Annotated in this window: 21 protein-coding genes and 1 tRNA gene; 9 read left to right on the top strand and 13 right to left on the bottom strand. The window is 72.3% G+C overall.

The genetic code is table 11. From position 1 onward, the window contains the following. The first annotated feature begins 122 nt into the window (after nucleotides 1-122). The 5 genes from IG78_RS0130870 to IG78_RS0130850 all read left to right on the top strand — a co-directional run bounded on the left by IG78_RS0130870 (nucleotide 123) and on the right by IG78_RS0130850 (nucleotide 5,833). Nucleotides 123-863, top strand: a complete 741-nt coding sequence (locus IG78_RS0130870) for a LuxR C-terminal-related transcriptional regulator (protein ID WP_030569184.1) — start codon at nucleotides 123-125, stop codon at nucleotides 861-863. A gap of 295 nt (nucleotides 864-1,158) precedes the next feature. Beyond that, nucleotides 1,159-1,659, top strand: a complete 501-nt coding sequence (locus tag IG78_RS0130865) for a hypothetical protein (RefSeq protein WP_030569181.1) — start codon at nucleotides 1,159-1,161, stop codon at nucleotides 1,657-1,659. A 90-nt stretch (nucleotides 1,660-1,749) separates the two neighbouring features. Next, nucleotides 1,750-3,054 (top strand): NAD(P)-binding protein, encoded by a 1,305-nt coding sequence (locus IG78_RS0130860; RefSeq protein WP_078965724.1) that lies wholly within the window; start codon nucleotides 1,750-1,752, stop codon nucleotides 3,052-3,054. Nucleotides 3,055-3,189: 135 nt separating this feature from the next. Further along, entirely contained in the window at nucleotides 3,190-4,263 is a 1,074-nt protein-coding gene (locus tag IG78_RS0130855) for a zinc-binding dehydrogenase (RefSeq protein WP_030569175.1), read from the top strand. A 142-nt stretch (nucleotides 4,264-4,405) separates the two neighbouring features. After that, a complete protein-coding gene (locus IG78_RS0130850; protein WP_030569169.1) occupies nucleotides 4,406-5,833 on the top strand; it encodes a GNAT family N-acetyltransferase in 1,428 nt (475 codons plus the stop codon). An 85-nt stretch (nucleotides 5,834-5,918) separates the two neighbouring features. On the opposite strand, the gene IG78_RS0130845 is transcribed toward IG78_RS0130850, so the two are convergent. From IG78_RS0130845 to IG78_RS0130820, 6 genes are all read right to left on the bottom strand, one after another. Next, nucleotides 5,919-6,395, bottom strand: a complete 477-nt coding sequence (locus IG78_RS0130845; RefSeq protein WP_030569168.1) for a GNAT family N-acetyltransferase — start codon at nucleotides 6,393-6,395, stop codon at nucleotides 5,919-5,921. Between the two features lie 123 nt (nucleotides 6,396-6,518). Beyond that, entirely contained in the window at nucleotides 6,519-7,421 is a 903-nt protein-coding gene (locus IG78_RS0130840; protein WP_030569166.1) for an aminoglycoside phosphotransferase family protein, read from the bottom strand. 115 nt (nucleotides 7,422-7,536) lie between these two features. Continuing rightward, nucleotides 7,537-8,403 carry a DsbA family protein gene (locus tag IG78_RS0130835; RefSeq protein ID WP_030569163.1) on the bottom strand — a complete coding sequence of 289 codons (867 nt, stop codon included), beginning with the start codon at nucleotides 8,401-8,403 and terminating at the stop codon, nucleotides 7,537-7,539. A 107-nt stretch (nucleotides 8,404-8,510) separates the two neighbouring features. Beyond that, nucleotides 8,511-9,362, bottom strand: a complete 852-nt coding sequence (locus IG78_RS0130830) for an endonuclease/exonuclease/phosphatase family protein (protein ID WP_051853068.1) — start codon at nucleotides 9,360-9,362, stop codon at nucleotides 8,511-8,513. Continuing rightward, complete coding sequence (locus IG78_RS0130825; protein ID WP_030569158.1) at nucleotides 9,350-9,907, bottom strand: YceI family protein; 558 nt, start codon at nucleotides 9,905-9,907, stop codon at nucleotides 9,350-9,352. The genes IG78_RS0130830 and IG78_RS0130825 overlap by 13 nt, the downstream gene beginning before the upstream one ends. A gap of 121 nt (nucleotides 9,908-10,028) precedes the next feature. Next, nucleotides 10,029-10,391, bottom strand: a complete 363-nt coding sequence (locus IG78_RS0130820) for a carboxymuconolactone decarboxylase family protein (protein WP_030569155.1) — start codon at nucleotides 10,389-10,391, stop codon at nucleotides 10,029-10,031. Nucleotides 10,392-10,577: 186 nt separating this feature from the next. Between IG78_RS0130820 and sigJ the strand changes: the two genes are divergently transcribed. Next, a complete protein-coding gene (sigJ, locus tag IG78_RS0130815) occupies nucleotides 10,578-11,615 on the top strand; it encodes an RNA polymerase sigma factor SigJ (protein ID WP_037686778.1) in 1,038 nt (345 codons plus the stop codon). A gap of 123 nt (nucleotides 11,616-11,738) precedes the next feature. Here sigJ and IG78_RS0130810 read toward each other — a convergent pair. Then, a tRNA-Thr gene (locus IG78_RS0130810) sits at nucleotides 11,739-11,812 on the bottom strand. 228 nt (nucleotides 11,813-12,040) lie between these two features. Between IG78_RS0130810 and IG78_RS0130805 the strand changes: the two genes are divergently transcribed. The 3 genes from IG78_RS0130805 to IG78_RS0130795 all read left to right on the top strand — a co-directional run bounded on the left by IG78_RS0130805 (nucleotide 12,041) and on the right by IG78_RS0130795 (nucleotide 14,864). After that, nucleotides 12,041-13,177 carry an ABC transporter ATP-binding protein gene (locus IG78_RS0130805; RefSeq protein WP_030569149.1) on the top strand — a complete coding sequence of 379 codons (1,137 nt, stop codon included), beginning with the start codon at nucleotides 12,041-12,043 and terminating at the stop codon, nucleotides 13,175-13,177. Between the two features lie 432 nt (nucleotides 13,178-13,609). Next, the gene (locus tag IG78_RS0130800; protein ID WP_030569146.1) at nucleotides 13,610-14,071 is read left to right on the top strand and encodes a hypothetical protein; all 462 of its coding nucleotides are present in this window, start codon (nucleotides 13,610-13,612) and stop codon (nucleotides 14,069-14,071) included. Between the two features lie 58 nt (nucleotides 14,072-14,129). Further along, nucleotides 14,130-14,864, top strand: a complete 735-nt coding sequence (locus IG78_RS0130795; RefSeq protein WP_030569144.1) for a nucleotidyltransferase family protein — start codon at nucleotides 14,130-14,132, stop codon at nucleotides 14,862-14,864. A 144-nt stretch (nucleotides 14,865-15,008) separates the two neighbouring features. Here IG78_RS0130795 and IG78_RS0130790 read toward each other — a convergent pair whose 3' ends face one another. From IG78_RS0130790 to ispD, 6 genes are all read right to left on the bottom strand, one after another. Then, nucleotides 15,009-16,829, bottom strand: coding sequence for a DoxX family protein (locus tag IG78_RS0130790; protein ID WP_030569141.1), 1,821 nt, complete (start codon nucleotides 16,827-16,829; stop codon nucleotides 15,009-15,011). A gap of 115 nt (nucleotides 16,830-16,944) precedes the next feature. Next, nucleotides 16,945-17,886, bottom strand: a complete 942-nt coding sequence (rlmB, locus tag IG78_RS0130785) for a 23S rRNA (guanosine(2251)-2'-O)-methyltransferase RlmB (RefSeq protein WP_030569138.1) — start codon at nucleotides 17,884-17,886, stop codon at nucleotides 16,945-16,947. A gap of 181 nt (nucleotides 17,887-18,067) precedes the next feature. Further along, entirely contained in the window at nucleotides 18,068-19,471 is a 1,404-nt protein-coding gene (gene cysS, locus IG78_RS0130780; RefSeq protein ID WP_030569135.1) for a cysteine--tRNA ligase, read from the bottom strand. A gap of 91 nt (nucleotides 19,472-19,562) precedes the next feature. Further along, complete coding sequence (locus IG78_RS0130775; RefSeq protein WP_030569133.1) at nucleotides 19,563-19,967, bottom strand: PPOX class F420-dependent oxidoreductase; 405 nt, start codon at nucleotides 19,965-19,967, stop codon at nucleotides 19,563-19,565. Nucleotides 19,968-20,207: 240 nt separating this feature from the next. Next, nucleotides 20,208-20,753, bottom strand: a complete 546-nt coding sequence (gene ispF, locus IG78_RS0130770; RefSeq protein WP_078965721.1) for a 2-C-methyl-D-erythritol 2,4-cyclodiphosphate synthase — start codon at nucleotides 20,751-20,753, stop codon at nucleotides 20,208-20,210. After that, nucleotides 20,743-21,561: a 2-C-methyl-D-erythritol 4-phosphate cytidylyltransferase gene (gene ispD / locus IG78_RS0130765; RefSeq protein WP_030569127.1), complete on the bottom strand. Its 819-nt coding sequence runs from the start codon at nucleotides 21,559-21,561 to the stop codon at nucleotides 20,743-20,745. Before ispD ends, ispF begins: the two co-directional genes overlap by 11 nt. Between the last annotated feature and the right edge of the window lie 237 nt (nucleotides 21,562-21,798).

The following is a 21,798-nucleotide window of genomic DNA, read 5'->3' as shown; positions in this document are numbered from 1 at the left end:
GGCCTCGACCCCGACCTCGACCTCGACTCCGACCTCGCCCACGCCCCCCGTTCCGTCCTCGCCCGCCACACCACCCCAGTCCGAACCGTCGCCCGATGAGTGGCCTCCGTCAGGGAGTACGCATGAGCAGTGATATGTCGCCGGATGAGTCGGTGCGGCTGGTGGTGTGTGACGACCATGTGGTGGTGCGGGCGGGACTGCTGGCGCTGCTGGCCAGTGCGCCTGGGGTCGAGGTGATCGGGGAGGCCGGTTCGGGGGAGGAAGCGGTGGCGTTGGCGGGAAAGCTGGCGCCGGACGTGGTGCTGATGGATTTGCAGCTCGGGCCGGGTATCGACGGGGTGGAAGCGACGCGTCGGATCACGGGTCGGGGGCGAGAGCGCGAGGACGACGGCGGCGGCCGTGGCGGTGGTGGCGGCGGCGGTGGCGGTGGCGGCAGTGAGGAGGTCGCTGGCCAGGGCGGTGGTGGGGCGCCGCGGGTGTTGGTGCTCACGACGTACGACACGGACGCCGACATCACGAGGGCCATCGAGGCGGGGGCGACGGGGTATTTGCTGAAGGCCGAGCGGCCCGAGGAATTGTTTGCGGCGATTCATGCGGCGGCGCAGGGGCGTACGGCGCTGTCACCGCCAGTCGCGTCCCGGGTGATGGCGCGGATGCGGGAGCCGCAGCCCACGCTCACACCCCGGGAGCTGGACATCCTCGGGCGGCTGGCGCAGGGGATGGGGAATCGGGAGATCGCCAGGACGCTGTTCATCAGTGAGGCGACGGTGAAGACGCACCTGGGGAGGATGTACGAGAAATTGGGGGTGGATACGCGGGCGGGGGCGGTGGCTGTGGCTAAGGAACAGCGGTTGCTTCCCTGAGGGCCCTGCTGCGGGGCGGCAAGGCAGGCCGACACCCGGGGGCGCAGGAAGCGTCGGCTCCAGTGAGCCCCGGGGTAGCTCCAGTGAGCTCAGGGCGGAACCGGGGCGGGGCTGCGCGGGGTCGGCGGGCCACCGGCGGGGCAGGAGGGGGAGGCTGGGCGGGGCAAGGCTCGGGTGGGGCGAGGCGCAGGTGGGGGTGAGGCTGGGCAGGGTGAGGCTCGGGTGGGGGTGAGGCTCGGGTGGGGCGGGGTGTGCGGTGTGGGTGGTGGGGTGGTGGCGTGGCACTATCGGGCGGGTGCTCGATATTGGCTATGCCCTTTCCCGCCGGTTTCCGGATCCGCCGCAGATGAACTATCGCGAGGCGGACGTTCGTGCGCTGCGGCACGACCTGTTCTGCGGGGACGTGTATCTGGCGGACACCAAGGCGGACCGGGAGGTGGGGACGGCCTGGGGGTGGGTGCCGGTGCTCGACTTCGCGTGGGCGCTGTGCGACATCGTGGAGCAGTTGGACACGGATCCGCTGGGGAGCCGGGCGTCGCGGCCGCAGTATGCGGAGCTGGACTTCACGGAGTCGACGGATCGGATGCTGTTCGCGCGACGGTTCGGGTGGGTGGACATCGAGGCCGACTGGATGAGGGCGGAGGAGGAGCCGCTCACGTTCTCGCACGGGGAGTTGCGGAGGGAGGCGCGGGACTTTCTGCACGACCTGCTGGCAGACCTCATCGACCTGCATGAGGAGCTGGGGGCGAATCCGGTGGTCTGGACGTTGCAGGCGCGGTATCCGCGGGTGGGCTAAGGGGTGGGTGTCACATTTGGTGGGGGGTGACTCGTCGTATCGGTGAACGTGTTCCCGTGCCCGTGAGGGCAGACAGAGACGGAGGCCGCCATGGCCCGCGCCCATGCCACCCGCGCACCCCACTCCTCCGGCCGTCCGCAACCGCACATCACGGTGGTCGGTGGCGGCTTCGCCGGGCTGACCGCTGCGATCACGGCGGCGGAGGCCGGGGCGAGCGTCACTTTGTACGAGTCGCATCACACGTTGGGCGGGCGGGCTCGTACGGCGGATGAGGAGTACAGGACCAACGAGGGGCCGCACGCGCTGTACAACGGTGGGCCGCATTGGACGTGGCTGAAGCAGCGGGGGCTCATCGGGGACCTCGCGCCGATCCCGCCGATCGAGGGCACCCGGCTGCGGCTGCATCACCGTGGGGTGCTTCGGCGTACGCCGCCGTTGGCGATGCTCAGGCTGTTGCGGCGGGCGCCGGAACAGGCGCCGATCGACGTGGACTTCGCCACCTGGGCGGGCGCGCAAGTGGGTGAGGAGGGCGCGCGGGCTGCGGCGCACTACTCGGCGGTGGCGTTGTTCCACCATGACCCTGGTTCGCTGTCGGCACGGTTTGTGCACACGCGGCTGCGGCGGGCGGCGAAGTTTCCGCCGGAGGCGCACTACCCGGTGGGCGGCTGGGGGTCGGTCATCGACCGGATGGCGGCCATGGCGTGGAACCTGGGGGTGCGGGTGGAGACGCTCGCCAGGGTGGACGACATCACGGAGTTCACGGACCGGGGCCCGGTGGTGGTGGCGACGTCGCTCGACGCGGCCCGACGGCTCCTGCAGGACGACACGTTGCGCTGGGAGAGCGGTCGTACGGCGCTGGTGGACGTGGCGTTGCGGACCCGGCGGGGTGATCTGTTCGCACTGTCGGACCTGGATGCCACCGGCTGGGTCGAGCGGTTCACCGCTCAGGACCGCACCCTCGCCCCCGCGGGTGAGCAGCTCATCCAGGCGCAGATCCCCATCGGGCCCGAGGAGTCGAAGGCGGACGGGGTGGCGCGGGCCGAGCATCTGCTGGATCTCGGTTTCCGTGACTGGCGTGAGCGCGTGACGTGGCGGCGTGCGGCTGTGGCGAACGGCCGTACGGGTGCGCTCGACCGGCCCGGCACCACCTGGCGCGACCGACCGGCCGTGAACCGTGGCGACGGCGTGTATCTCGCGGGGGACCAGGTGGCGGCGCCCGGACTGCTGTCGGAGGTGTCGTTCAACAGCGCCATCGAGGCGGTGACGTTGGCCCTCACCGCGGAGAGCGGACTGAGCGGGATGAGCGGGTTGAGCGGGATGAGCGACGGCAAGGGTGCGGCGGGTCGGCCGGGTGACGGCAAGCCCGCTCCCTGGATTGACCTCAAGTCCGCTTGAGGTTGGAGAGTGAGGGGAGTCGGTCCTCCGGCGGCAGTCAACCCTCCGGACGGCCCCGCATCGGCGCCCACACCGGTGCGCCCGACCGCACCGCACCCGCACCCGCACCCGCACCCGCACCCGCAAGGAGCCCCCATGCACGCCATCCGCCTCCACGCCTTCGGCCCCGCCGAGAACCTCGTCCACGAGACGGTCGAGGACCCGCAGCCCGGGGCGGGCCAGGTGCGGATCGCCGTCGCCGCGGCCGGAGTCCATCTCCTCGACACGGCGATCCGCCAGGGCGACAAGGGCCCCTCGCCGGAGCTGCCCGCGCTGCCCACCATCCCCGGTCGCGAGGTCGCCGGAACCGTCGAGTCCGTCGGCGCGGGCGTGTCCGCCGACTGGCTGGGCAAGCGCGTCGTCACGCACATCGGCTTCGCGCCCGGCGGGTACGCCGAGCTGACCGTGGCGGACGTACCCCGGCTGCACGAGCTGCCCGAGGGCCTGGGTTTCGCGGAGGCAGTGGCGTTGATAGGGACGGGGCGTACGGCGATGGGCATCCTGCAGTTCGTGGAGCTCGACGGGCGTTCGGTGGTGGTGGTTCCGGCGGCGGCGGGCGGGATCGGGACGCTGCTCGTGCAGTACGCGAAGCATGCAGGAGCGACGGTCGTGGGGCTTGCGGGCGGGGAGGCGAAGGTGGCGCGGGTGCGGGCGGGCGGTGCGGATCTTGCCGTCGACTACACCGACCCGGAGTGGCCGGAAACGGTGCGATCGTTCCTCAAGGGCCTCGACGGCCTCGATGGTCTCGACAGCCTCAAGGGCCTCGCCGACCTCGACGGCCTCGACGGCCTCGACGGGAGCGGACGGAGGGCCGTGACGCACGTGCTCGACGGGGTGGGCGGTGCGACGGGCCGAGCCGCCGTGGAGCTGTTGGGGACCGGCGGCACCCACGTCACGTTCGGCTGGTCGGCGAACGAGGGACCCGTGGAGCTCGGCGACGACGAACGCGCGGCGCGCGGCATCACGCAGATCAACCCGCTGGGCCCGGCCATGCTGGCGAAGGCGGGCGGCGAGAACCCCATACGGGTCCTGGAGCTCGCGGCGCTGCGGGCGTACGCGGGTGGATACTTCACGCCCACCGTGCAACGGTTCCCGCTGGCCGAGGCGGCCGCCGCGCACCGCGCGCTGGAGACCCGGGGAACATCCGGGAAGGTGGTCCTGATCCCGTAAGGGGCAGCAAAGGGGCAGCAGAGGGCCAGAGGAGGGCTGGAGAAGGGGCAGCAAAGGGCCGGGCGAGGGGCGGCCCCCGCCGGAAGGCAAGCGTGGCGAAAACCAGATGCCCGTGCGACATACGCGAACTACCGTCCGTTATATGGACTCCGCACGCCCCGCCGTCTCCCTCACCGTCCGCCACCTCCCCGAAACCGACATCGACCGCGCGCTCGACCTGGCGTACCTCGTCTTCCACGACACGCCGGAGGAGGAGAAGCGCAAGCACCACCACGATCTGCTGCTCGGCTGCGACCGCATCGGCGCGTACGACGGGGACGTCCTCGTCGGCCTGGTGGCCGCCTTCCCGTTCACCGTCTCCGTGCCCGGCGGCGAACTCCGCTGCTCCGGCGTGTCGTTCGTCGCCGTGGCGCCGACGCACCGGCGCCGCGGGGTGCTCTCCGGGATGATCGGGAAGCTGTACGAGCAGTGCGCGGCGGACGGCGTTCCGGTGGCCGCGCTGTGGGCTTCCGAGGACGCGATCTACGGCCGGTTCGGCTTCGGCTCGGCCACTCACGGCAACACCGTCGAGGTCCACACCGAGCGTCCGCTGGCGCTGCGCATCACCCCGGACGACGGCAGGCTCCGCCTGGTCGACCCGGCGGACGCCCCGGCGCTGCTCGGCCCGTACTACGACCGTACGCGTGCCGACCGCGGCGGCCGTATCGCCCGAGGCCAGGCGTGGTGGAGCGAGGAGTGGCTGGTCACCGAGGACGAGGAGGACGACGAGCTGTCGCCGCCACGCGTCGTCGTCCTGGGCCCGCGAGCCGATGGCTCCCACGACACCGAGGGCCCCCACGACACCGACCGCCCCCATGGCACCGAAGGCCCCCATGGCACTGACCGCCCCAGGGACATCACCGGCTACGCCATCTACCGCACCAAGTGCCGGGACGACGCCCCCGGCCTCGTCCGCCTCGACGAGTTGGAGGCCGACACTCCGCAGGCCGCCGCCGCCCTGTGGCGCTACCTCGCGGACATCGACCTCACGGGCCTGATCCGCGCCTGGGGCCGCCCCCTGGACGACCCGCTGCTCCTGTTCGCCGCGGACCGCGACCAGGTCCGGGTGACGGGACAGTTCCCGGCGCTGCGGCTGCGGCTCGTCGACGTGGGTGCCGCGTTCCGCGCCCGCTCCTGGGCCGCGCCCGTCGACCTCGTCCTGGAGGTCCGGGACCCGCGACTCCCGGCGAACGACGGCCGCTTCCGTCTCACGGTCCCCCCGGCCGACACGACCGCCACCACGTACGGAGGCACCACCACGTACGGACGCACCACCACGTACGGACGCACCCCCACGTACGAGACCACCACCCCGTCCGAGCACACCACCGCCACGTACGAGCGCACCACCGACCCCGCCGACCTCACCGTCGACGTACGCGACCTCGCCGCCGCCTATCTGGGCGGCGTCACCCGGCTCACCGCGGTGGTACGGGCGGGCCTGGCCACGGAGCACGTTCCGGGCGCGGCGGCCGCCCTGGACGCGGCGCTGTGGACGGAGCGCCTCCCCCACACGGTGGACGAGTTCTGACAGCCAAAGCCAAAGCTGAAACCGAAACCGAAACCAAAATCGAAACCGAAATCGAAATCGAACCGCAGCCGACGTACGGCGCCCCTCACCGCCCCCCAAGCTCCCCCAACGCACCGTCCGTCAGCCGGTACACCGTCCACTCGTCCTGCGCCCGCGCCCCCAACGCCTCGTAGAAGGCGATGGACGGAGCGTTCCAGTCCAGTACGGCCCACTCAAGGCGCTCGTACCCCCGCTCGACGCAGATCCGGGCCAGCTCCCGCAGCAGCGCCTTCCCGTGGCCGCCGCCGCGCGCCTCGGGGCGCACGTACAGGTCCTCCAGATAGATGCCGTGCACACCGCGCCAGGTGGAGAAGTTCAGGAACCACAGGGAGAAACCGACGGACAGGCCCGTCGTGTCGTCCACAGCGATGTGGGCGTACGCGGCGGGCCGCTCGCCGAACAGCGCCTCGTGGAGCTGCTCTTCGGTGGCGCGGGCCTCGTGCGGCACCTTCTCGTACGCGGCGAGCTCACGGACCATGGTGTGGATGAGGGGGATGTCATCGGGAGTGACGGTACGAATCATGAGCGCAGCAAGCCACAGCCCCCCGCGACGGGTCAACCACGTCGCCCCACGGCGCGAAGCCCCCCTCCGCCACCGCCCGGTGCACCCCCGTCGCGCCACCTCGACGCCGCGCCGCCGCGCCCCTCACCGCCCGAGCAACCGCCGAGCCACCTCCACATGATCCGGCGCCAACGCCCGCCCGTCCTCGATGTCCCACAGGGCGTTCTGGAGCACCCGGCCGAGCGTCCAGGCCCTGGCCCGCTCCCGGTCGAGGCCGAGGACTTCGGTCATGGCGTCGAACCGCCAGCACACCTCGTCGGCGTCGAAGAGGTTGTCCAGGGCTGGCCACAGGTCGAAGCCGGGGTCGCCGGCGAGTGGCTTGGGGTCGATGGCGAGCCAGGGTTCGCGGTCGGACGCGAGGACGTTGTCGAAGTGCAGGTCCCAGTGGAGCATCCGGTCGCCGGGCTCGCCGACGACCTCGCGCACGGCGTCGGCGCACCGCGCGATCAGGGCCCGCTCGGCCGGGTCGGGCAGGTTCCGCAGGGCGGCCGGGGTGTCGTCGAGCATCCGTGCGGCGATGTCGCCGAGGGTGCGCATGCCGGGCGGGGCGGGTACGGAGGTGAGGCGGGCGAGGAGTTCGGCGAGGAGGACGACGGCCTCGCGGGTCTTGTCTCGTCCTGCCTCGGCGAACGCGGTCAGCTCCCTGCCGGAGCGGGCGCGTTCGAGGAGCATCGTGCCGGTGGTGTCGTCGTAGTCGAGGAGCCGCACCGCGCCGTCGCCGTCCCACACGCGCAGCGCGACCGGCTCGCCCGCCGTCTCCTCGTCGAGGAGCTGGAACTTCACTACGGCGGGGCCCCCGTCGCCCCGCTCGACGGGCAGCACAAGGGCCGCCATGCCGTACATGGAGTCCCCGACGACCCGGAGCTGCCAGCGGTCGACGAACTCCGCCACCCGCGCGGGCAGCGCGGCGATGAACTCGCGGCCCGGTTCGCCCGCGTACGTGTACTGCGACTGGACCAGCTCGTCCGGGATCTGGATGTCGATCACGCGGGCGACCCTATCCACGGGCCGCGATCACCACATGCGATTAATTCCGGCCACCGGAACCCTGCCCTCCCCCCGACCTACGCACCCCTAGACCCCCCTACGCCCCCTACGCCCCCTAGGAGATCCCAGCCTCCTTGAGCACCTTCGCGAACGCCGTCTCGCTGTACAGCGCATCGCTCGCCGCCTTCTTGCCGTCGACCACGACGGTGGGCGTCCCCGAGATCCCGTCGGAGGTGAAGGCGTCCATGGCGGTGCGGACCCAGCTCTTGTACGTGCCGTCGGTCACCGCCTGCCGGAAGGCCGCGTCACGCAGACCGACCGTGTCGGCGATCTTCAGCAGGAAGGCGGGCGTGAACGCGTCCTCGCTCTCCTCCGGCTGGTTGGTGAAGACGGCGGAGTGGAACTGCGCGAACTTGCCCGAACCCACGGCGGCGCGCAGCGCGTTCGCGGCGTTCACCGAGCCGCTGCCGCCGAAGTTCCGGTCGAGGAACGAGGCGATCGTGTACTCGACCTTCACGTCCCCCGCGGCCAGCGGCCCCACGAGGGCCTGCGCGCCGCCCTCCTCGAACTTCTTGCAGAAGGGGCAGCGCGGGTCCTCGTACACCTTGACGGTGTGTTCCGCCTTCGGCTCGCCGAGCGTGATCACGCCGCCCCGCACCGAGGCGGGCACCTTGGCGAGCCGCTCCACGGAGACGGGCGGAACCTTCGCCTCCGGTACGTCCGCGGGGTCCTGGGAGGGGGCAGGGGCGCCGGACGGAGCCTTGGACGCCCCCGGGGAACCGGAACCGCCCGTCGGCCCCGCCGGGGCCGACGGCTTGCCCGGAGCTGCGCCGTCCGCCGACGCCGAGTCCTTGGGCATGCCCATCCAGTCCCCGCCGTCGTCGTCCCCACCGCACCCGGCCACCAGGGACCCGAGCAGCACGACGGCGGCCGCGGACGCGCCGACGCGCCCGGCCTTGGATACGGCCCTGCGTACGGCCATGAACAGTCCTCCACACTTCCCGTCCCCCACGCGGCCTTCCGCCACGTACAGCTCAAAGTAGCGTCCGGGCCCACGAGCACGGGAAGTCCGCCCCGCCAACCGGCCGCCTACCGGTCCGGGAGCTTGTCCGGGAGCCGGTCCGGGAGCAACCCCATGTCCAGGTCGACGACGACCCCGTGATGATCGCTCGCCCATACGCCGTCGACGGGCTTGTCGAAAGCGAGCCGGGCGCCGCGCACGCGCGCGTAGGCCGCCGGGTGGGCGTGCGGGGAGCCGACGAAGACGTAGTCGATCCGGCGCCGGTGGCCGGGCTGCCGTACGAGGCGTTCGATGTCCTCGGCCGCGTTGGGGTTGTCGGCGGACCAGGTGTGTCCGGGCCCCTCGCCCGCGATCTCCCACGCGTCGTGGAAGTGCGTGCTGCGCCCCGAAAGGGACTGTCTGCCGGTCAGGTACCGGATGCCCGCCGTGTCGGGGTCCGCGTTGAAGTCCCCGGCCATGATCGTGGGCAGGGCCGTCCGGTGCCGGGCGTCGAGGTCGCTGAGGGCGAGGACCTGACGCTCCCGCTGGGCTTCCGCGTCGAGCCTGAACGACGTCGTGGGCGCGATGAACAGCACGTCGCCGAGGTCGGGCAGCGGGACGTGCGCAGCCAGGGTGAGCCAGGGGACGTCGGGGGCGTCCACGGCCCGCTGGTCGAGGACCTCGACGACGCGGTGCGGCCACCGGGTCGCGATGGCCGTCCCGCCGTACCGGTCCTCGTACGGGGGCTGGGTCGCCGCCGTCTGCGCCTGGTGGGTGCCGTGCAGGCCGGTGCCGTCGAGCAGTTCGGACAGTTGGTCGGGCAGGACCTCCTGAAAGGCGACGAGGTCGGGCTCGTACCGCCGCAGCTCCGCGTTGATCACCGCCGTCCGCGCGGCGGCGTCGCCCCGGCTGTTCCACACGTTCAGGGTCAGGACGCGCACAGGGGCTCCCGGATCGCGGTGACGTCGAACTCGAGCAGTACCTTCGGGGCGACCATGAGCGTGGTCGAGGCGTTCCAGTTCACGCCCCAGTCCTTGCGGTTGATCGTGACGCTGCCCCTGAAGGCGACCCGCAGGTCTCCCTGCGCGTCGCTCTCGCTGCCGGTCAGCACGGCGTCCAGGGTGACCGGCCGGTTCACGCCGCGCACGGTGAGGTCGCCGGTGACCTTGTAGTGGGCGTCGTCGACCTGTGCCACCCGCGTCGACGTGAAGGTGAGCGTCGGGTGCGCGTCCGTGTCGAGGAACTTGCCGCGCAGCAGCTCGTCGCGCTGCCGGTTGCCGGTCCGGATGCTCGCGGCCTGGATCGTGAGCCATGCGCGGGACGCCGACGGGTGGTCGCCGTCCAGGTACGCGCCGCCCGTGAACGCATCGAACTGCCCGCGGACCCTGGTGGACATGGTGTGCCGGGCGACGAACGCGATCCGGGTGCGGGCGGTGTCGAAGACGTAGTCGCCGGTCAGCTCGCTGAGTCTGGAGACGGTGGACATGTGGTCTCACTCCTGGAATGGACGCGTGGGGAATGGAATGGACGCGTGGGGAACGCTGACGGGGGCCCGGGGCGGCCGCGACGCGCGGTCACGGCCGCCCCGGGCCGGGAAGGAGCGCCGGTCAGCCGAGCTGGCCGACCTTGTAGTCGCCCGCGGCCCGCTGCGTGATGACGTTCAGGCGGTTGAAGGCGGTGCCCTGCTCGGCCAGTTCCAGGGCGGCCCGCTCGGCGTCGGTGAAGACCGTGGCCTCGCGCCAGACGGCGACGAGGTTGAGGCGCTGCTGGCTCTCCCCCGCGTGCGCGGCGTTCTTGGTGTGCATGTCGACGCAGTAGCCGCAGCCGTTGATCTGGCTGATGCGGAGGGCCGCGAGCTCCAGCGTCGCGGCGGGCACGGTGGACTCGACGGCCGTCCTGCCCGCCGCGGCGAGGTGCTTCACGGCGCTGCCGGAGACGGGGTTGCTGAAGAAGTCGAGGCGGTTGTCCATGGTGATCTCCTTGCGGTGAACGTGATGAGAGGCGCGCGTCCTGGAAGCTCGACGAGACAGCGCGCCGGAATGTGAGGCGCCCCGTCGGCCTCACGGCGACATCACATTCCGGCGAGCTGTCTCGTCGTACGAGTGCCGTCTCGTCCTACGAGTGACGGGAGCCGCAGCCGAGGGAGTGTCCGAACCATGAACAACCCGAACCCGCCCGAGCGGACCGACAACCGGCACGGACGGACCGACAACCGGCACGAGCGAGCGGGCCTCCGCGCCGACCCGGCGCACGACCACCCCGACGCGGCCCTGAGCGTGATCAGGAGCGAGCGGCCCCCGCTGATCAATCTCGCGTACCGGCTCCTCGGCTCCCTGGCCGACGCCGAGGACGTCGTACAGGAGGCCTACGTCCGCTGGTACGCCATGTCCCCGCAGGCGCAGCGGGCCATCGAGGCCCCCGGTGCCTGGCTGTCACGGGTCACCAGCCGCATCTGCCTCGACCAGCTCCGCTCGGCCCGGGTCCGGCGCGAGAACTACGTGGGCGAGTGGATACCGGAGCCGCTGCCCGACCGCACGGAGTGGGCGGACGGGCGTCCTGGCGGCCGGTCCGTCGAACCGGCGGACCCGGCGGACCGCGTCACGCTCGACGAGTCGGTCAACATGGCGTTCCTCGTCGTGCTCGACTCGATGACCCCGGCCGAGCGGGTCGCGTTCATCCTGCACGACGTCTTCCGCTACTCCTTCGCCGAAGTGGGCGAGATCGTCGGCCGGACCCCGGTGGCGTGCCGCCAACTGGCCTCATCGGCCCGCCGCCGCATGCGCGCCTCCCACTCCCCCGCCGCCCCCGCGGCTCCCGCGACCCCGGCGGCCCGGCGCGCGGCCCTCGTCAGGGACTTCAAGCAGGCGTGGGAGGCCAAGGACATCGAGGCGCTCATCGGCCTCCTCGACCCCGAGGCGACGGCGCTCGCGGACGGTGGGGGCCTGGCCGCCGCCGCGCCCCACCCCATCACGGGCGGCGAGCAGATCGCGCGCTACGTGGGCGCCCTCGCCGAGAAGATCGCCCACCAGACGCTTCTGGAGCGCACGGTCAACGGCCAGCCCGGCCTCGTGCTCCAGGAGGGCGGCGTCACCGCGTCGGTGCTCGCGTTCGACTTCTCCGGCGACCGGATCACCCGCGTCTGGGCGGTACGGAACCCCGAGAAGCTCCGGACGTGGACGGTGGACGCGGGCTGACGCTCCCCCCAGGGGCAACGCCTGCGGCCTGCCGGGCACCGCGGCCGCCGTCACCACGCCAAAGGCCCTGCCGTCCGTGCGGACGGCAGGGCCTTCGGTCGTGTACTGCCATGTACTGCTCCGAGCCCCCTGTCGGATTCGAACCGACGACCTACGCATTACAAGTGCGTTGCTCTGGCCATCTGAGCTAAGGAGGCACGCACGGACCCCTCGGAGGGTGGGTGTGCCCGTGAAGTGTAACCAACACGACCGCCCAGGTAGTCGAAAATTTCCTCGAAGCTCATGACCCGTGGGCTACTGACAGACCAACGACCAGCGGGGTAGCGTCACGGGCAGTTCACCCACGTGGACTAGACCCATCCTGCTCGACCCATCCTTTACTCGGATCGTCCGGCACGTTCCTGCCGGTGAAGGGGGCCCTCACCATGGCCACTGTTACGTTCGACAAGGCGACCCGCATCTACCCGGGTTCCGACAAGCCCGCCGTCGACGCTCTTGAGATCGGGATCGAGGACGGCGAGTTCCTCGTCCTGGTCGGCCCGTCCGGCTGCGGCAAGTCCACCTCCCTGCGCATGCTCGCGGGTCTGGAGGACGTGAACGCCGGCGCCATCCGCATCGGCGAGCGCGACGTCACGCACCTGCCGCCCAAGGACCGGGACATCGCCATGGTGTTCCAGAACTACGCGCTGTACCCGCACATGACGGTCGCCGCGAACATGGGCTTCGCCCTGAAGATCGCGGGCATCGACAAGGCCACCATCCGGCAGAAGGTCGAAGAGGCCGCGAAGATCCTCGACCTCACCGAGTACCTGGACCGCAAGCCCAAGGCCCTGTCCGGCGGCCAGCGCCAGCGCGTCGCGATGGGCCGCGCGATCGTCCGTGAGCCGCAGGTCTTCCTCATGGACGAGCCGCTGTCGAACCTGGACGCCAAGCTCCGCGTCTCCACGCGTACGCAGATCGCCTCGCTCCAGCGCCGCCTCGGCATCACCACGGTGTACGTCACCCACGACCAGGTCGAGGCCATGACGATGGGCGACCGGGTCGCCGTCCTGAAGGACGGTCTGCTCCAGCAGGTCGACTCGCCGCGCAGCATGTACGACCGGCCGAACAACCTCTTCGTCGCCGGGTTCATCGGCTCCCCCGCGATGAACCTCGTCGAGGTCCCGATCACCGACGGCGGCGTGAAGTTCGGCAACTCGGTGGTCCCGGTGAACCGCGAGGCGCTGTCCGCCGCGGCCGACAAGGGCGACCGCACCGTCACGGTCGGCGTCCGCCCGGAGCACTTCGACGTGGTCGAGCAGAACGGCGGCGCCGCGAAGACGCTGTCCAAGGAGACCGAGGACGCCCCGGCGGGCCTCGCCGTGTCCGTGAACGTCGTCGAGGAGCTCGGCGCCGACGGCTACGTCTACGGCACCGCCGAGGTCGACGGCGAGCAGAAGGACCTCGTCGTCCGGGTGAACGGCCGCCGGGTCCCGGAGAAGGGCTCGCAGCTTCACGTCGTACCGCGTCCGGGCGAGATCCACGTGTTCTCGACGTCGACGGGTGAGCGCCTCAGCGACTGATCCGCCGCACGCACCCGGCGCTCACCCGCACCCGCCGTCCGCACACACCCGGCGCCCACCCGCACCCGCCGTCCGCACGGACCCGGCGCCCACCTGCACCCGGCTCCCGCACGGACCCGGCTTCCGTGCGCGCCCCGCTTCCGCGCGCACGCGTCGAACCGCTACCTTCCAAGGGCCCCGCACTCCGGTGCGGGGCCCTTGGCCGTCCGCAGCGAGCCGCCGCAGGCCCGCCGCAAGCCGCAGCGAGCCGCCGCAGCCGTCCGCAGGTCGCCGCAGGCCGTCGTCCGCCCGAGGCGTTGTCGACAAATACCCCGGCACAACGGTCATTTCGATCCGTGTGCGTCAACACGCGGCGGCCCGGACACTTTTGCGGGTCGCTCAACCGGGTGACTAAATGTCGCCAAATCATCACCTGGCGCTACTCTCACTCGCGTGACGCACTCCGCCAACCACACCCAGAAGCCGCGCCCAGGCCACCACCGCGGCCCCGGCCGCCGCATCGGGCGCACGCTCGCCCTCGTCCTGCCCGTCGTCCTGGTGCTGTCCGGCACGCTCGCGGTCACCCGGGTCAACTGGTCCGGCTCCTCATCGGACTCGGTCCTCACCGCATCCGCGGGCGACCTGTCCGCACCGGCCAAGTCCCGTACCCCGCAGGACATCCTGCGCGACCGCCTTCTCCTGGAGCTCCAGGAGAAGGATCCGGGCGCCGCCCTCACGCAGTTGCAGCAGGAGGTCGACCAGCACCCCTCGCTCGCCAAGCACTGCGTGTCCATCGCCCGCGCACTCGGCCGCGCAGCCGTCCGGGCGTACGGCCCGAGCCGCGCCCAGTCCTACGCGCGGCCGGTCTGCGACACGTCCTTCGCCACGGGCGTGGCAGCCCACCACAACCGCTGACGCGGCACCGGCAAGGGCAGCACGGCATCCTGCGCGCAGCGCCGCGTAGGGTGCCGTCATGACCTCCGGTGCCCACCACTCCGCACGCCCCACGCAGGCCGTCGTCCTGGCCGGCGGCCAGGGCTCACGCCTGCGCCCGTACACCGACGACCGGCCCAAGCCCATGGTCGAGATCCCCGGCACGGGAACGCCGATCATCGGCCACCAACTGGCGTGGCTCGCCGCTGAGGGCGTCACGGACGCGGTCGTCTCCTGCGGCCATCTCGCCGAGGTGCTCCAGGAGTGGCTGGAGTCCGCTGACCTGCCGCTGAAGGTCAGCACCGTCGTGGAGACGGAGCCCCTCGGCCGCGGCGGCGGACTCAAGTACGCCGCCGCGCACCTGCCGCACGCCGGCGAGCCCTGGTACGCGACCAACGGCGACATCTGGACCCGCTTCTCGCTGCGGGACATGGCGGCCTTCCACGCCGAGCGCGACGCCACCGCCACCCTCGCCCTGGCCCGTCCCCGCATCCCCTGGGGTGCCGTGGAGACCGACACCTTCGGGCACATCACGGACTTCGTCGAGGCCCCGCCGTCGCCGTACCTCATCAACGCGGGCGTGTACGTGTTCTCCGCGGCCTTCACGGAGCTGCTGCCCGACCGCGGCGACCACGAGCGCACCACGTTCCCCCGTCTCGCCCGGGAGCGGCGCCTCGCGGGCTATCCGCTGCCGCAGGGCGCGTACTGGCGCGCGATCGACACCGCCAAGGACCTGACGGAGGCGGCGAAGGAACTCGCTTCCCCGTCGCGCTGACGGTCTCTTGGAGGCGTCCGCCCGAGGCCCGTCCAGACCCGTCCAGGCCCTTCCAGGACGTACGGGACGTACGGGAACACGGGTGGGGCCCCGCACACAGCACGTGTGCGGGGCCCCTTCGCTCTGCCGGGAGGGGAGGGTGCCTCAGCCGAGGACACCGCCGAGCAGGCCGCCCGGCTTGTCTCCGCTGCCCCCGGTGCTGCTGCCACCGCTGGTACCGGTGCCGCCGGAGCTGGTACCGCTGCTGGTGGCGCCGCCGCTCGTGGTGCCCGTGCCGCCCGTGCCGCCGCCGGTCGTGGCAGCCGGGCCGCTGGAGGCCGCGGGCTGCTCCTGCTGAGGGGGCGCCTGCTGCCGCTGCTGCGACGACGGCGCCTGACCGCCGGTGCCCTGGGTGGCGCTCGGCTGGTCCTCGCTCACCCCGCCACCGCCGGTCTCCGGGGCGGCGCCGGGGGTGCCTGCCGCGCCCTGGGTGGGGCTGGCCGAACTGCCCTGGGTGGGTGCTGACGCGTCGGTGGGTGCCGTGGGGCTCTGGCGGTCGCGGCGCAGCTTGCGCTCGTTGTCCGGGTCCTCCGGAAGCGGCGATCCCGGCAGTTCGTTGCGCGGTGCCTCGCCCGGGCCCGGCACGGTGACGCGGTCCGCGTCCCGCACGGCACCGCCGAGCACCGAGCCGATGAGCAGCGTGAGGCCGACGACGACGGCCCCGACGAGCGCGCCGCGCCGCAGCACTCGGCGCCGCAGCTCCCACAGTTCGGCGCGCGGCCCGAGCGTGCGCCAGGCCTCGCTCGCGAGCCTGCCGTCGATGGAGTACACCGGCGCGCCCGCGATGATCAGCGGGGACCAGGCGGCCAGGTAGATGATGTCCGGCGCGTCGTAGGCGGGCACGGTCTTCCAGCTCACCGTCACCAGGAGCGCCGCCGAGAGCAGCACCCCGATGGACGCCGCGACCCGCTGCCAGAGCCCGAGCACCGTGAGCACGCCCACGATGACCTGGAGGAAGGCGATGACGAGGCCCGCGCCCACGGGGTGCTGGAGCGCCCAGTCCCGCAGCGGTTCCGCGAGCGCCCACGGGTGCAGGGAGTTCAGCCACTTCACCATGGAGCCGCGCTCGCCGCCGTCGAAGTAGACGGGGTCGCACAGCTTGCCCATGCCTGCGTAGATGGAGATGAAGCCGAGGAAGACGCGCAGCGGGAGCAGCACGACGCCCAGGTTCATGCGGCGGCCGGGGAAGTAGGCGTGCCGCAGTCCGGCGCCGGTGCGGCGTCCGGTGGTCTCGTCGCGGTCGTCGTACTCGTCGGGTCCGGCACCACGGCCGTCGTCGTAGCCGTCGCCGTCGTCCTCGTCGGCGTAGGAGACGGCGGCCGCGGCGGCCGCGCGGTGTTCGTCGTCGGCGCTGCCCGGCAGGCGCATCTGCGGCAGCAGCCGGGTGCCGTCGCCGGGGTGGCGGGGCGGGATGAAGGCGGCCGTCTCCGCGGGGTCGCGGGGCGGGGTGAAGGCGGCGGTCTCGGCCGGGTCGCGGTACGGGTCGTCGAGGTCGACGCGCGGGATGGTCTGGGTGGAGCCGCCGTCGTCGTAGGGGTCGCGGCCGCCGAGCGCGGTCCCGGCGTCGCCGTCGCGGCCAGGCCCTTCGGCCGAACGGCGCACACCGCTCGCGCGCGCGGCCTGAAGGAGCCCGCCGGCGTCGAGGTCGCCCGGCGCGGACTTGCCGCTCCACACGACGGGCGCGCGCCTGCGCGCCGGTGCGGGGGCGACGGCGGCGATGCGCACGGTGTCGTCCGCGGTGTTCAAGTGGCGTGCGATGCGCGGAGATTGGGTCCGCCCGGCGGTGGGGAGCTGCACGCGGAAGCTCGCGTGATTGACGATGACCTGCGCCGGGTCGCAGGGCACCTTCACCATGCTCAGCGCGGGAGTGTCGTCGAACCCTGACGAGCGTCCCCCCGTGGGTGTGCGGGGTGTTCTGGTGTCCACACTCATCTAACCGAGTGACGTGTGGTTTGGACACTGCCTTGACCCACGCGAAATGTCCGGACCCCGTCAAGCACCCGTTACCGGGGTGCTCGACGGGGTCCGGCCCGCGGCGCCGTCAGCGCCTGCGGCGCGCCGCCTCGTACAGCACCACACCCGCGGCCACACCGGCGTTCAGCGACTCCGCGCCGCCGGGCATGGGGATGCGCACCCGGAAGTCGCAGGTCTCGCCGACGAGCCGGGACAGGCCCTTGCCCTCGCTGCCCACGACGATGACGACGGGGCCCGCCAGGGCGTCCAGATCACCGATCTCGTGGTCGCCGTCGGCGGCGAGGCCGACGATGGCGATGCCCGCCTTCTTGTACGCCTCCAGGGCGCGGGTGAGGTTGGTGGCGCGCGCGACCGGTGTGCGCGCCGCCGTGCCCGCCGACGTCTTCCAGGCGCTGGCCGTCATCCCCGCGGCCCGGCGCTCGGGCACCAGGACGCCGTGCCCGGCGAAGGCGGAGACGGAGCGGACGACCGCGCCGAGGTTGCGCGGGTCGGTCACGCCGTCAAGGGCGACGATGAGCGGGTCCTCGCCCCGGTCGTAGGCGGCCGCGGCGAGGTCCTCGGCGTGCGCGTACTCGTACGGCGGCACCTGGAGCACCAGGCCCTGGTGGTTGAGGCCGTTCGTCATCCGGTCCAGCTCGGCGCGCGGCGCCTCCATCAGGTGGATGTCACCGCGCTCGGTGGCGAGCTGGAGCGCCTCGCGGACGCGCTCGTCGTTGTCGATGAACTGCTGGACGTACAGCGTCGTGGCGGGCACGCCACCGCGCAGCGCCTCGTAGACGGGGTTGCGGCCGACGACCATCTCGGACGCCGACTTGCCGCCCCGGCCACGGGGGGCCTGCCTGCCGGTGACGCGGCGCGCCTTGGCCTGGGCGGCGCGCTGCTTCTGGTGCCCCTTGCGCATCTCGGCGGGCGGCGTGGGCCCCTTGCCCTCTAGGGCCCGGCGCCGCTTGCCGCCGCTGCCGACCTGCGCGCCCTTCTTGCCGGACATGCGGCGGTTGTTAGCGGCCATGACCTACCTGTCTGTGTGAAGCGGGTTTGCGTCCGCGCGCGGGGCGTGCGGACGCATCGGAAGTCTCGTGTGCGTCGAAGCGTCGGTGCGTCGTCGGTGTCTGTTGTGTCTGTGCGATGTACGTACGTACATGCAGTGTGCCGCCCGTGTCCGCGGGCGGCACATCAGCACGCGTACCGGGTTAGCGCGGCCCGAGCGTCCAGCGGGGGCCCGCGGGGCTGTCCTCGATGACGAGGCCCGACTGGCCGAGCTGGTCGCGGATGGCGTCGGCGGTGCCCCAGTCCTTGCGGGCGCGGGCGGCCTCGCGCTGGTCGAGTACGAGGCGTACGAGGGTGTCGACGACGCCGTGCAGGTCTTCGCCGCCGTCGCCGTCGCCGCCCGCCCAGTGCGGGTCGAGCGGGTCGAGGCCGAGGACGCCGAGCATGGCCCGCACCTCGGCGAGGCGCGCCACGGCGGCTTCCTTGTCGTCGGCGGCGAGCGCGGAGTTGCCCTGCCGGACCGTGGTGTGCACGATCGCGAGCGCCTGCGGGACGCCCAGGTCGTCGTCCATCGCGTCGGCGAACGCGGGCGGCACCTCGGCGGCGGGCTCGACGGCGCCCCCGGCCTTCTCCACCACGCGCTGCACGAAGCCCTCGATGCGCGCGAACGCGGACTCGGCCTCGCGCAGGGCCTCCTCGCTGTACTCGATCATCGAGCGGTAGTGCGGGGTGCCGAGGTAGTAGCGCAGGACGATCGGACGCCACTGCTTGACCATCTCGCTCACGAGCACCGAGTTGCCGAGCGACTTCGACATCTTCTCGCCGCTCATGGTGACCCAGCCGTTGTGCACCCAGTACCGCGCGAAGGTGTCGCCGAAGGCCTTGGCCTGGGCGATCTCGTTCTCGTGGTGCGGGAAGATCAGGTCGATGCCGCCGCCGTGGATGTCGAACTCCGCGCCCAGGTACTTGTGCGCCATGGCGGAGCACTCCAGGTGCCAGCCGGGCCTGCCGCGGCCCCAGGGCGTCTCCCAGCTCGGCTCCCCCGGCTTGGCCGCCTTCCACATGGCGAAGTCGCGCGGGTCGCGCTTGCCGGTCTCGCCCTCGCCCTCGGGCTGGAGCAGGTTGTCGAGCTCCTGGTTGGAGAGCGCCAGGTACCCGGGGAAGGACCGCACGTCGAAGTAGACGTTGCCGTCGGCCTCGTAGGCGTGGCCGCGCTCGATCAGGCCGCGCATCATCTCGATCATCTCGGTGATGTGGCCGGTGGCGCGCGGTTCGTAGGTGGGGGGCAGGCAGCCGAGGACGTCGTAGCCGCTGTTGAAGGCGCGCTCGTTCTCGTACCCGATGGACCACCAGGGGCGGCCCTGTTCCGCGGACTTCTTGATGATCTTGTCGTCGATGTCCGTGACGTTGCGGATGAACGTCACGTCGTAGCCGCGGTGGGCGAACCAGCGGCGCATGATGTCGAAGTTGAGGCCCGACCTGATGTGTCCGATGTGCGGGGCTGCCTGCACCGTGGCGCCGCAGAGGTAGATCGAGACACAGCCTTCGACGAGGGGGCTGAAGTCACGGATCTGCCGGGCGCTGGTGTCGTACAGGCGAATCGTCACCACTCCAGGGTAGTGGGCGAAGGACAGTGCCCCGCGCCCCCGGGGGACACAGGGCACCCAACTGTGACGCGCCGGTGCCGAGCCGGTGTCCTCAGAGCCGTCCGGTCACCTTGCGGGGCGTGACCCGCACGACCACGCGCGGGCCGTCCTCGCCGGACCTCGGGTTGAACTCGGCGTACCGCTGGCCGGTGTACTTGAGCGACAGTTCGTCGATGAGCTCCTGGCCGCCCTCGCTGGAGATGGTGGCGGTGCCGCGGATCTCCGCGTACGTGTAGGGCGCGTCGAAGGGCTGGAGGAGCACCGTCACGCGCGGGTCGCGGCGCAGGTTCTTCTCCTTCTGGCGCCCCACGGTGGTGGAGAAGACGACGTCGTTCCCGTCCCGCTTCACCCAGACCGGTGAAAGCTGGGGGCTGCCGTCGGGCTGGACGGTGCCGACGACGATGAAGACCGGGGTGTCGAGGAGTGCCTTGAGCTTGTCGGACATTGCTGCGGTCACGGTGTCTCCCTGCGGGTGCCCGTCCGGGCGGGTGCGGTCGGATATGTGCCGGAGTACCCGATCATCCGCCGGCACACCCGACCGCCCGGGGATTTCCACGCCACGGTGCGCTGGCGCGCTCGTCCTCAAGCGCCGGACGGGCTATTTCTAGCCCGTCCGGCGCTTGAGGACGAGGCGCGGAGCGCCGACAAGACGGCTTACGGCACGGGGGCATGCGGGTGCCCGGAGCCCGCCCCGCCCCTAGGCGCCCCGGACAACCAGCGCCGTGGCAACGGCGGCCAGCCCATCCCCCCGGCCGAGAAAGCCGAGCCCGTCGGTGGTCGCCCCGGAGACCGTGACAGGGGCGCCCGCTGCCTCAGAGAGGACCTTCTGCGCTTCCTCGCGCCGCTTGCCGATCTTCGGCCGGGGGCCGACGACCTGCACGGCCACATTGCCGATCACGAATCCCGCGTCCCGCACGATCCGCGCCGCCTCGGTGAGCAGCGCGAGCCCGGAGGCGCCGGCCCACTCGGGGCGCCCGGTGCCGAAGTGCGCGCCGAGGTCGCCGAGACCCGCGGCGGAGAACAGCGCGTTGCACGCGGCGTGCGCGACGACGTCCGCGTCGGAGTGCCCGGCGAGACCGGGCCCCTCCCCCTCCCACTTGAGGCCGGCACACCACAGCTCACGGCCCTCTTCGAAGGCGTGGATGTCGGTGCCGATGCCGACCTGCGGCAACGGGAACGGCGACGCGGGGGTGTGCGCCGTGACGGTGCGCGCCGCGGTGGTGCGCGGTGCGTCAGAAGCCATCGTTGGCCCTCCTGCGGGCGAGTACGGCCTCGGCGAGTACGAGGTCGAGCGGCCGGGTCACCTTGAACGCCTCCTCGTGGCCGGGTACGAGCACGACCGGCTCGCCGAGGCGTTCCACGAGTCCGGCGTCGTCCGTGGCACCGTCCCCGACGACGGCGGCCTCGTGCGCGCGCAGCAGGGTGGCGCGGTCGAAGCCCTGGGGCGTCTGCACGGCGCGCAGGCGGGCCCTGTCCGGGGTGGCGACGACGGGCTCGGGCGTGCCCGGGGCGGCGGAACCGGCGGGGGCCGCGGGTCCCGCGGGGGCGACTTCCTTGACCGTGTCGGTGACCGGAAGGGCGGGGACCACGGCGGGAGCCCCGTCGCGGACGGCCTCGATGACCCCGTCGACGGTGTCGACGGGGACCAGGGGGCGGGCCGCGTCGTGCACGAGCACGATGTCGATGCCGGGCGGCAGCGCGTCCAGGCCGAGACGCACGGACTCCTGGCGGGTCGCGCCGCCGGACACGACGAGGACGTCGGTGCGCTCGGGCAGGGCGTGGTCGGTGAGCAGGGTCTTGACCTCGGCGGCGCCGTCCGGCGGGGCCACGACCACGACGAGCGAGACGGCCCGCGATGCGGCCATGGCACGCACGGCGTGGACGAGCATGGGTGTGCCGTTCAGCGCGCGCAGCGCCTTGGGGGCGCCCGGGCCGAGCCGCACTCCGCGCCCTGCGGCGGGGATCACGGCCGCGGTGCGCGGTCGGCGGACCTGGGGCTGCGCGGCGTTTCCGGGGCCGGGCCGGACCGCCGCGGTAGATGCGTCAGACATCGGTTCCGTTCAGGTTTGTGTGCTCGGGCGACGTGGGTATGGCCTGGGGGTACCCCCTGCTTGGAGCAGTATCAGAGCTGGGGGAGTGCCGGGCGAGAGCCTTGACCGGACCCTTCCGTGACATCTGGTCGAGCAAGCTGCCCGAGCCCGGCACGCCAGAACGCCGGGGGAACGACCACGTGTACGCACGGTGTATGCACGGGGGGAATGACCACGTGTACCGGGGGAAGACCACCC

The sequence above is a fragment of the Streptomyces aureocirculatus genome, assembly GCF_000720475.1.
In the GTDB taxonomy this organism is placed as follows: domain Bacteria; phylum Actinomycetota; class Actinomycetes; order Streptomycetales; family Streptomycetaceae; genus Streptomyces; species Streptomyces aureocirculatus.
The sequence above is the reverse complement of the archived record's forward strand: the minus strand, read 5'-3'. Positions and strand labels throughout refer to the sequence as shown.

Excerpts from the sequence above, each read along its gene's own strand:
- IG78_RS0130860 (WP_078965724.1), top strand. The coding sequence starts at position 1,750 with ATGGCCCGCGCCCATGCCACCCGCGCACCCCACTCCTCCGGCCGTCCG.
- rlmB (WP_030569138.1), bottom strand. The coding sequence starts at position 17,886 with ATGGCCGCTAACAACCGCCGCATGTCCGGCAAGAAGGGCGCGCAGGTC.
- IG78_RS0130845 (WP_030569168.1), bottom strand. The coding sequence starts at position 6,395 with ATGATTCGTACCGTCACTCCCGATGACATCCCCCTCATCCACACCATG.
- IG78_RS0130805 (WP_030569149.1), top strand. The coding sequence starts at position 12,041 with ATGGCCACTGTTACGTTCGACAAGGCGACCCGCATCTACCCGGGTTCC.
- IG78_RS0130835 (WP_030569163.1), bottom strand. The coding sequence starts at position 8,403 with ATGGCCGTACGCAGGGCCGTATCCAAGGCCGGGCGCGTCGGCGCGTCC.
- IG78_RS0130870 (WP_030569184.1), top strand. The coding sequence starts at position 123 with ATGAGCAGTGATATGTCGCCGGATGAGTCGGTGCGGCTGGTGGTGTGT.
- sigJ (WP_037686778.1), top strand. The coding sequence starts at position 10,578 with ATGAACAACCCGAACCCGCCCGAGCGGACCGACAACCGGCACGGACGG.
- ispF (WP_078965721.1), bottom strand. The coding sequence starts at position 20,753 with ATGGCTTCTGACGCACCGCGCACCACCGCGGCGCGCACCGTCACGGCG.
- IG78_RS0130795 (WP_030569144.1), top strand. The coding sequence starts at position 14,130 with ATGACCTCCGGTGCCCACCACTCCGCACGCCCCACGCAGGCCGTCGTC.
- IG78_RS0130850 (WP_030569169.1), top strand. The coding sequence starts at position 4,406 with ATGGACTCCGCACGCCCCGCCGTCTCCCTCACCGTCCGCCACCTCCCC.
- IG78_RS0130855 (WP_030569175.1), top strand. The coding sequence starts at position 3,190 with ATGCACGCCATCCGCCTCCACGCCTTCGGCCCCGCCGAGAACCTCGTC.
- IG78_RS0130825 (WP_030569158.1), bottom strand. The coding sequence starts at position 9,907 with ATGTCCACCGTCTCCAGACTCAGCGAGCTGACCGGCGACTACGTCTTC.
- IG78_RS0130820 (WP_030569155.1), bottom strand. The coding sequence starts at position 10,391 with ATGGACAACCGCCTCGACTTCTTCAGCAACCCCGTCTCCGGCAGCGCC.
- ispD (WP_030569127.1), bottom strand. The coding sequence starts at position 21,561 with ATGTCTGACGCATCTACCGCGGCGGTCCGGCCCGGCCCCGGAAACGCC.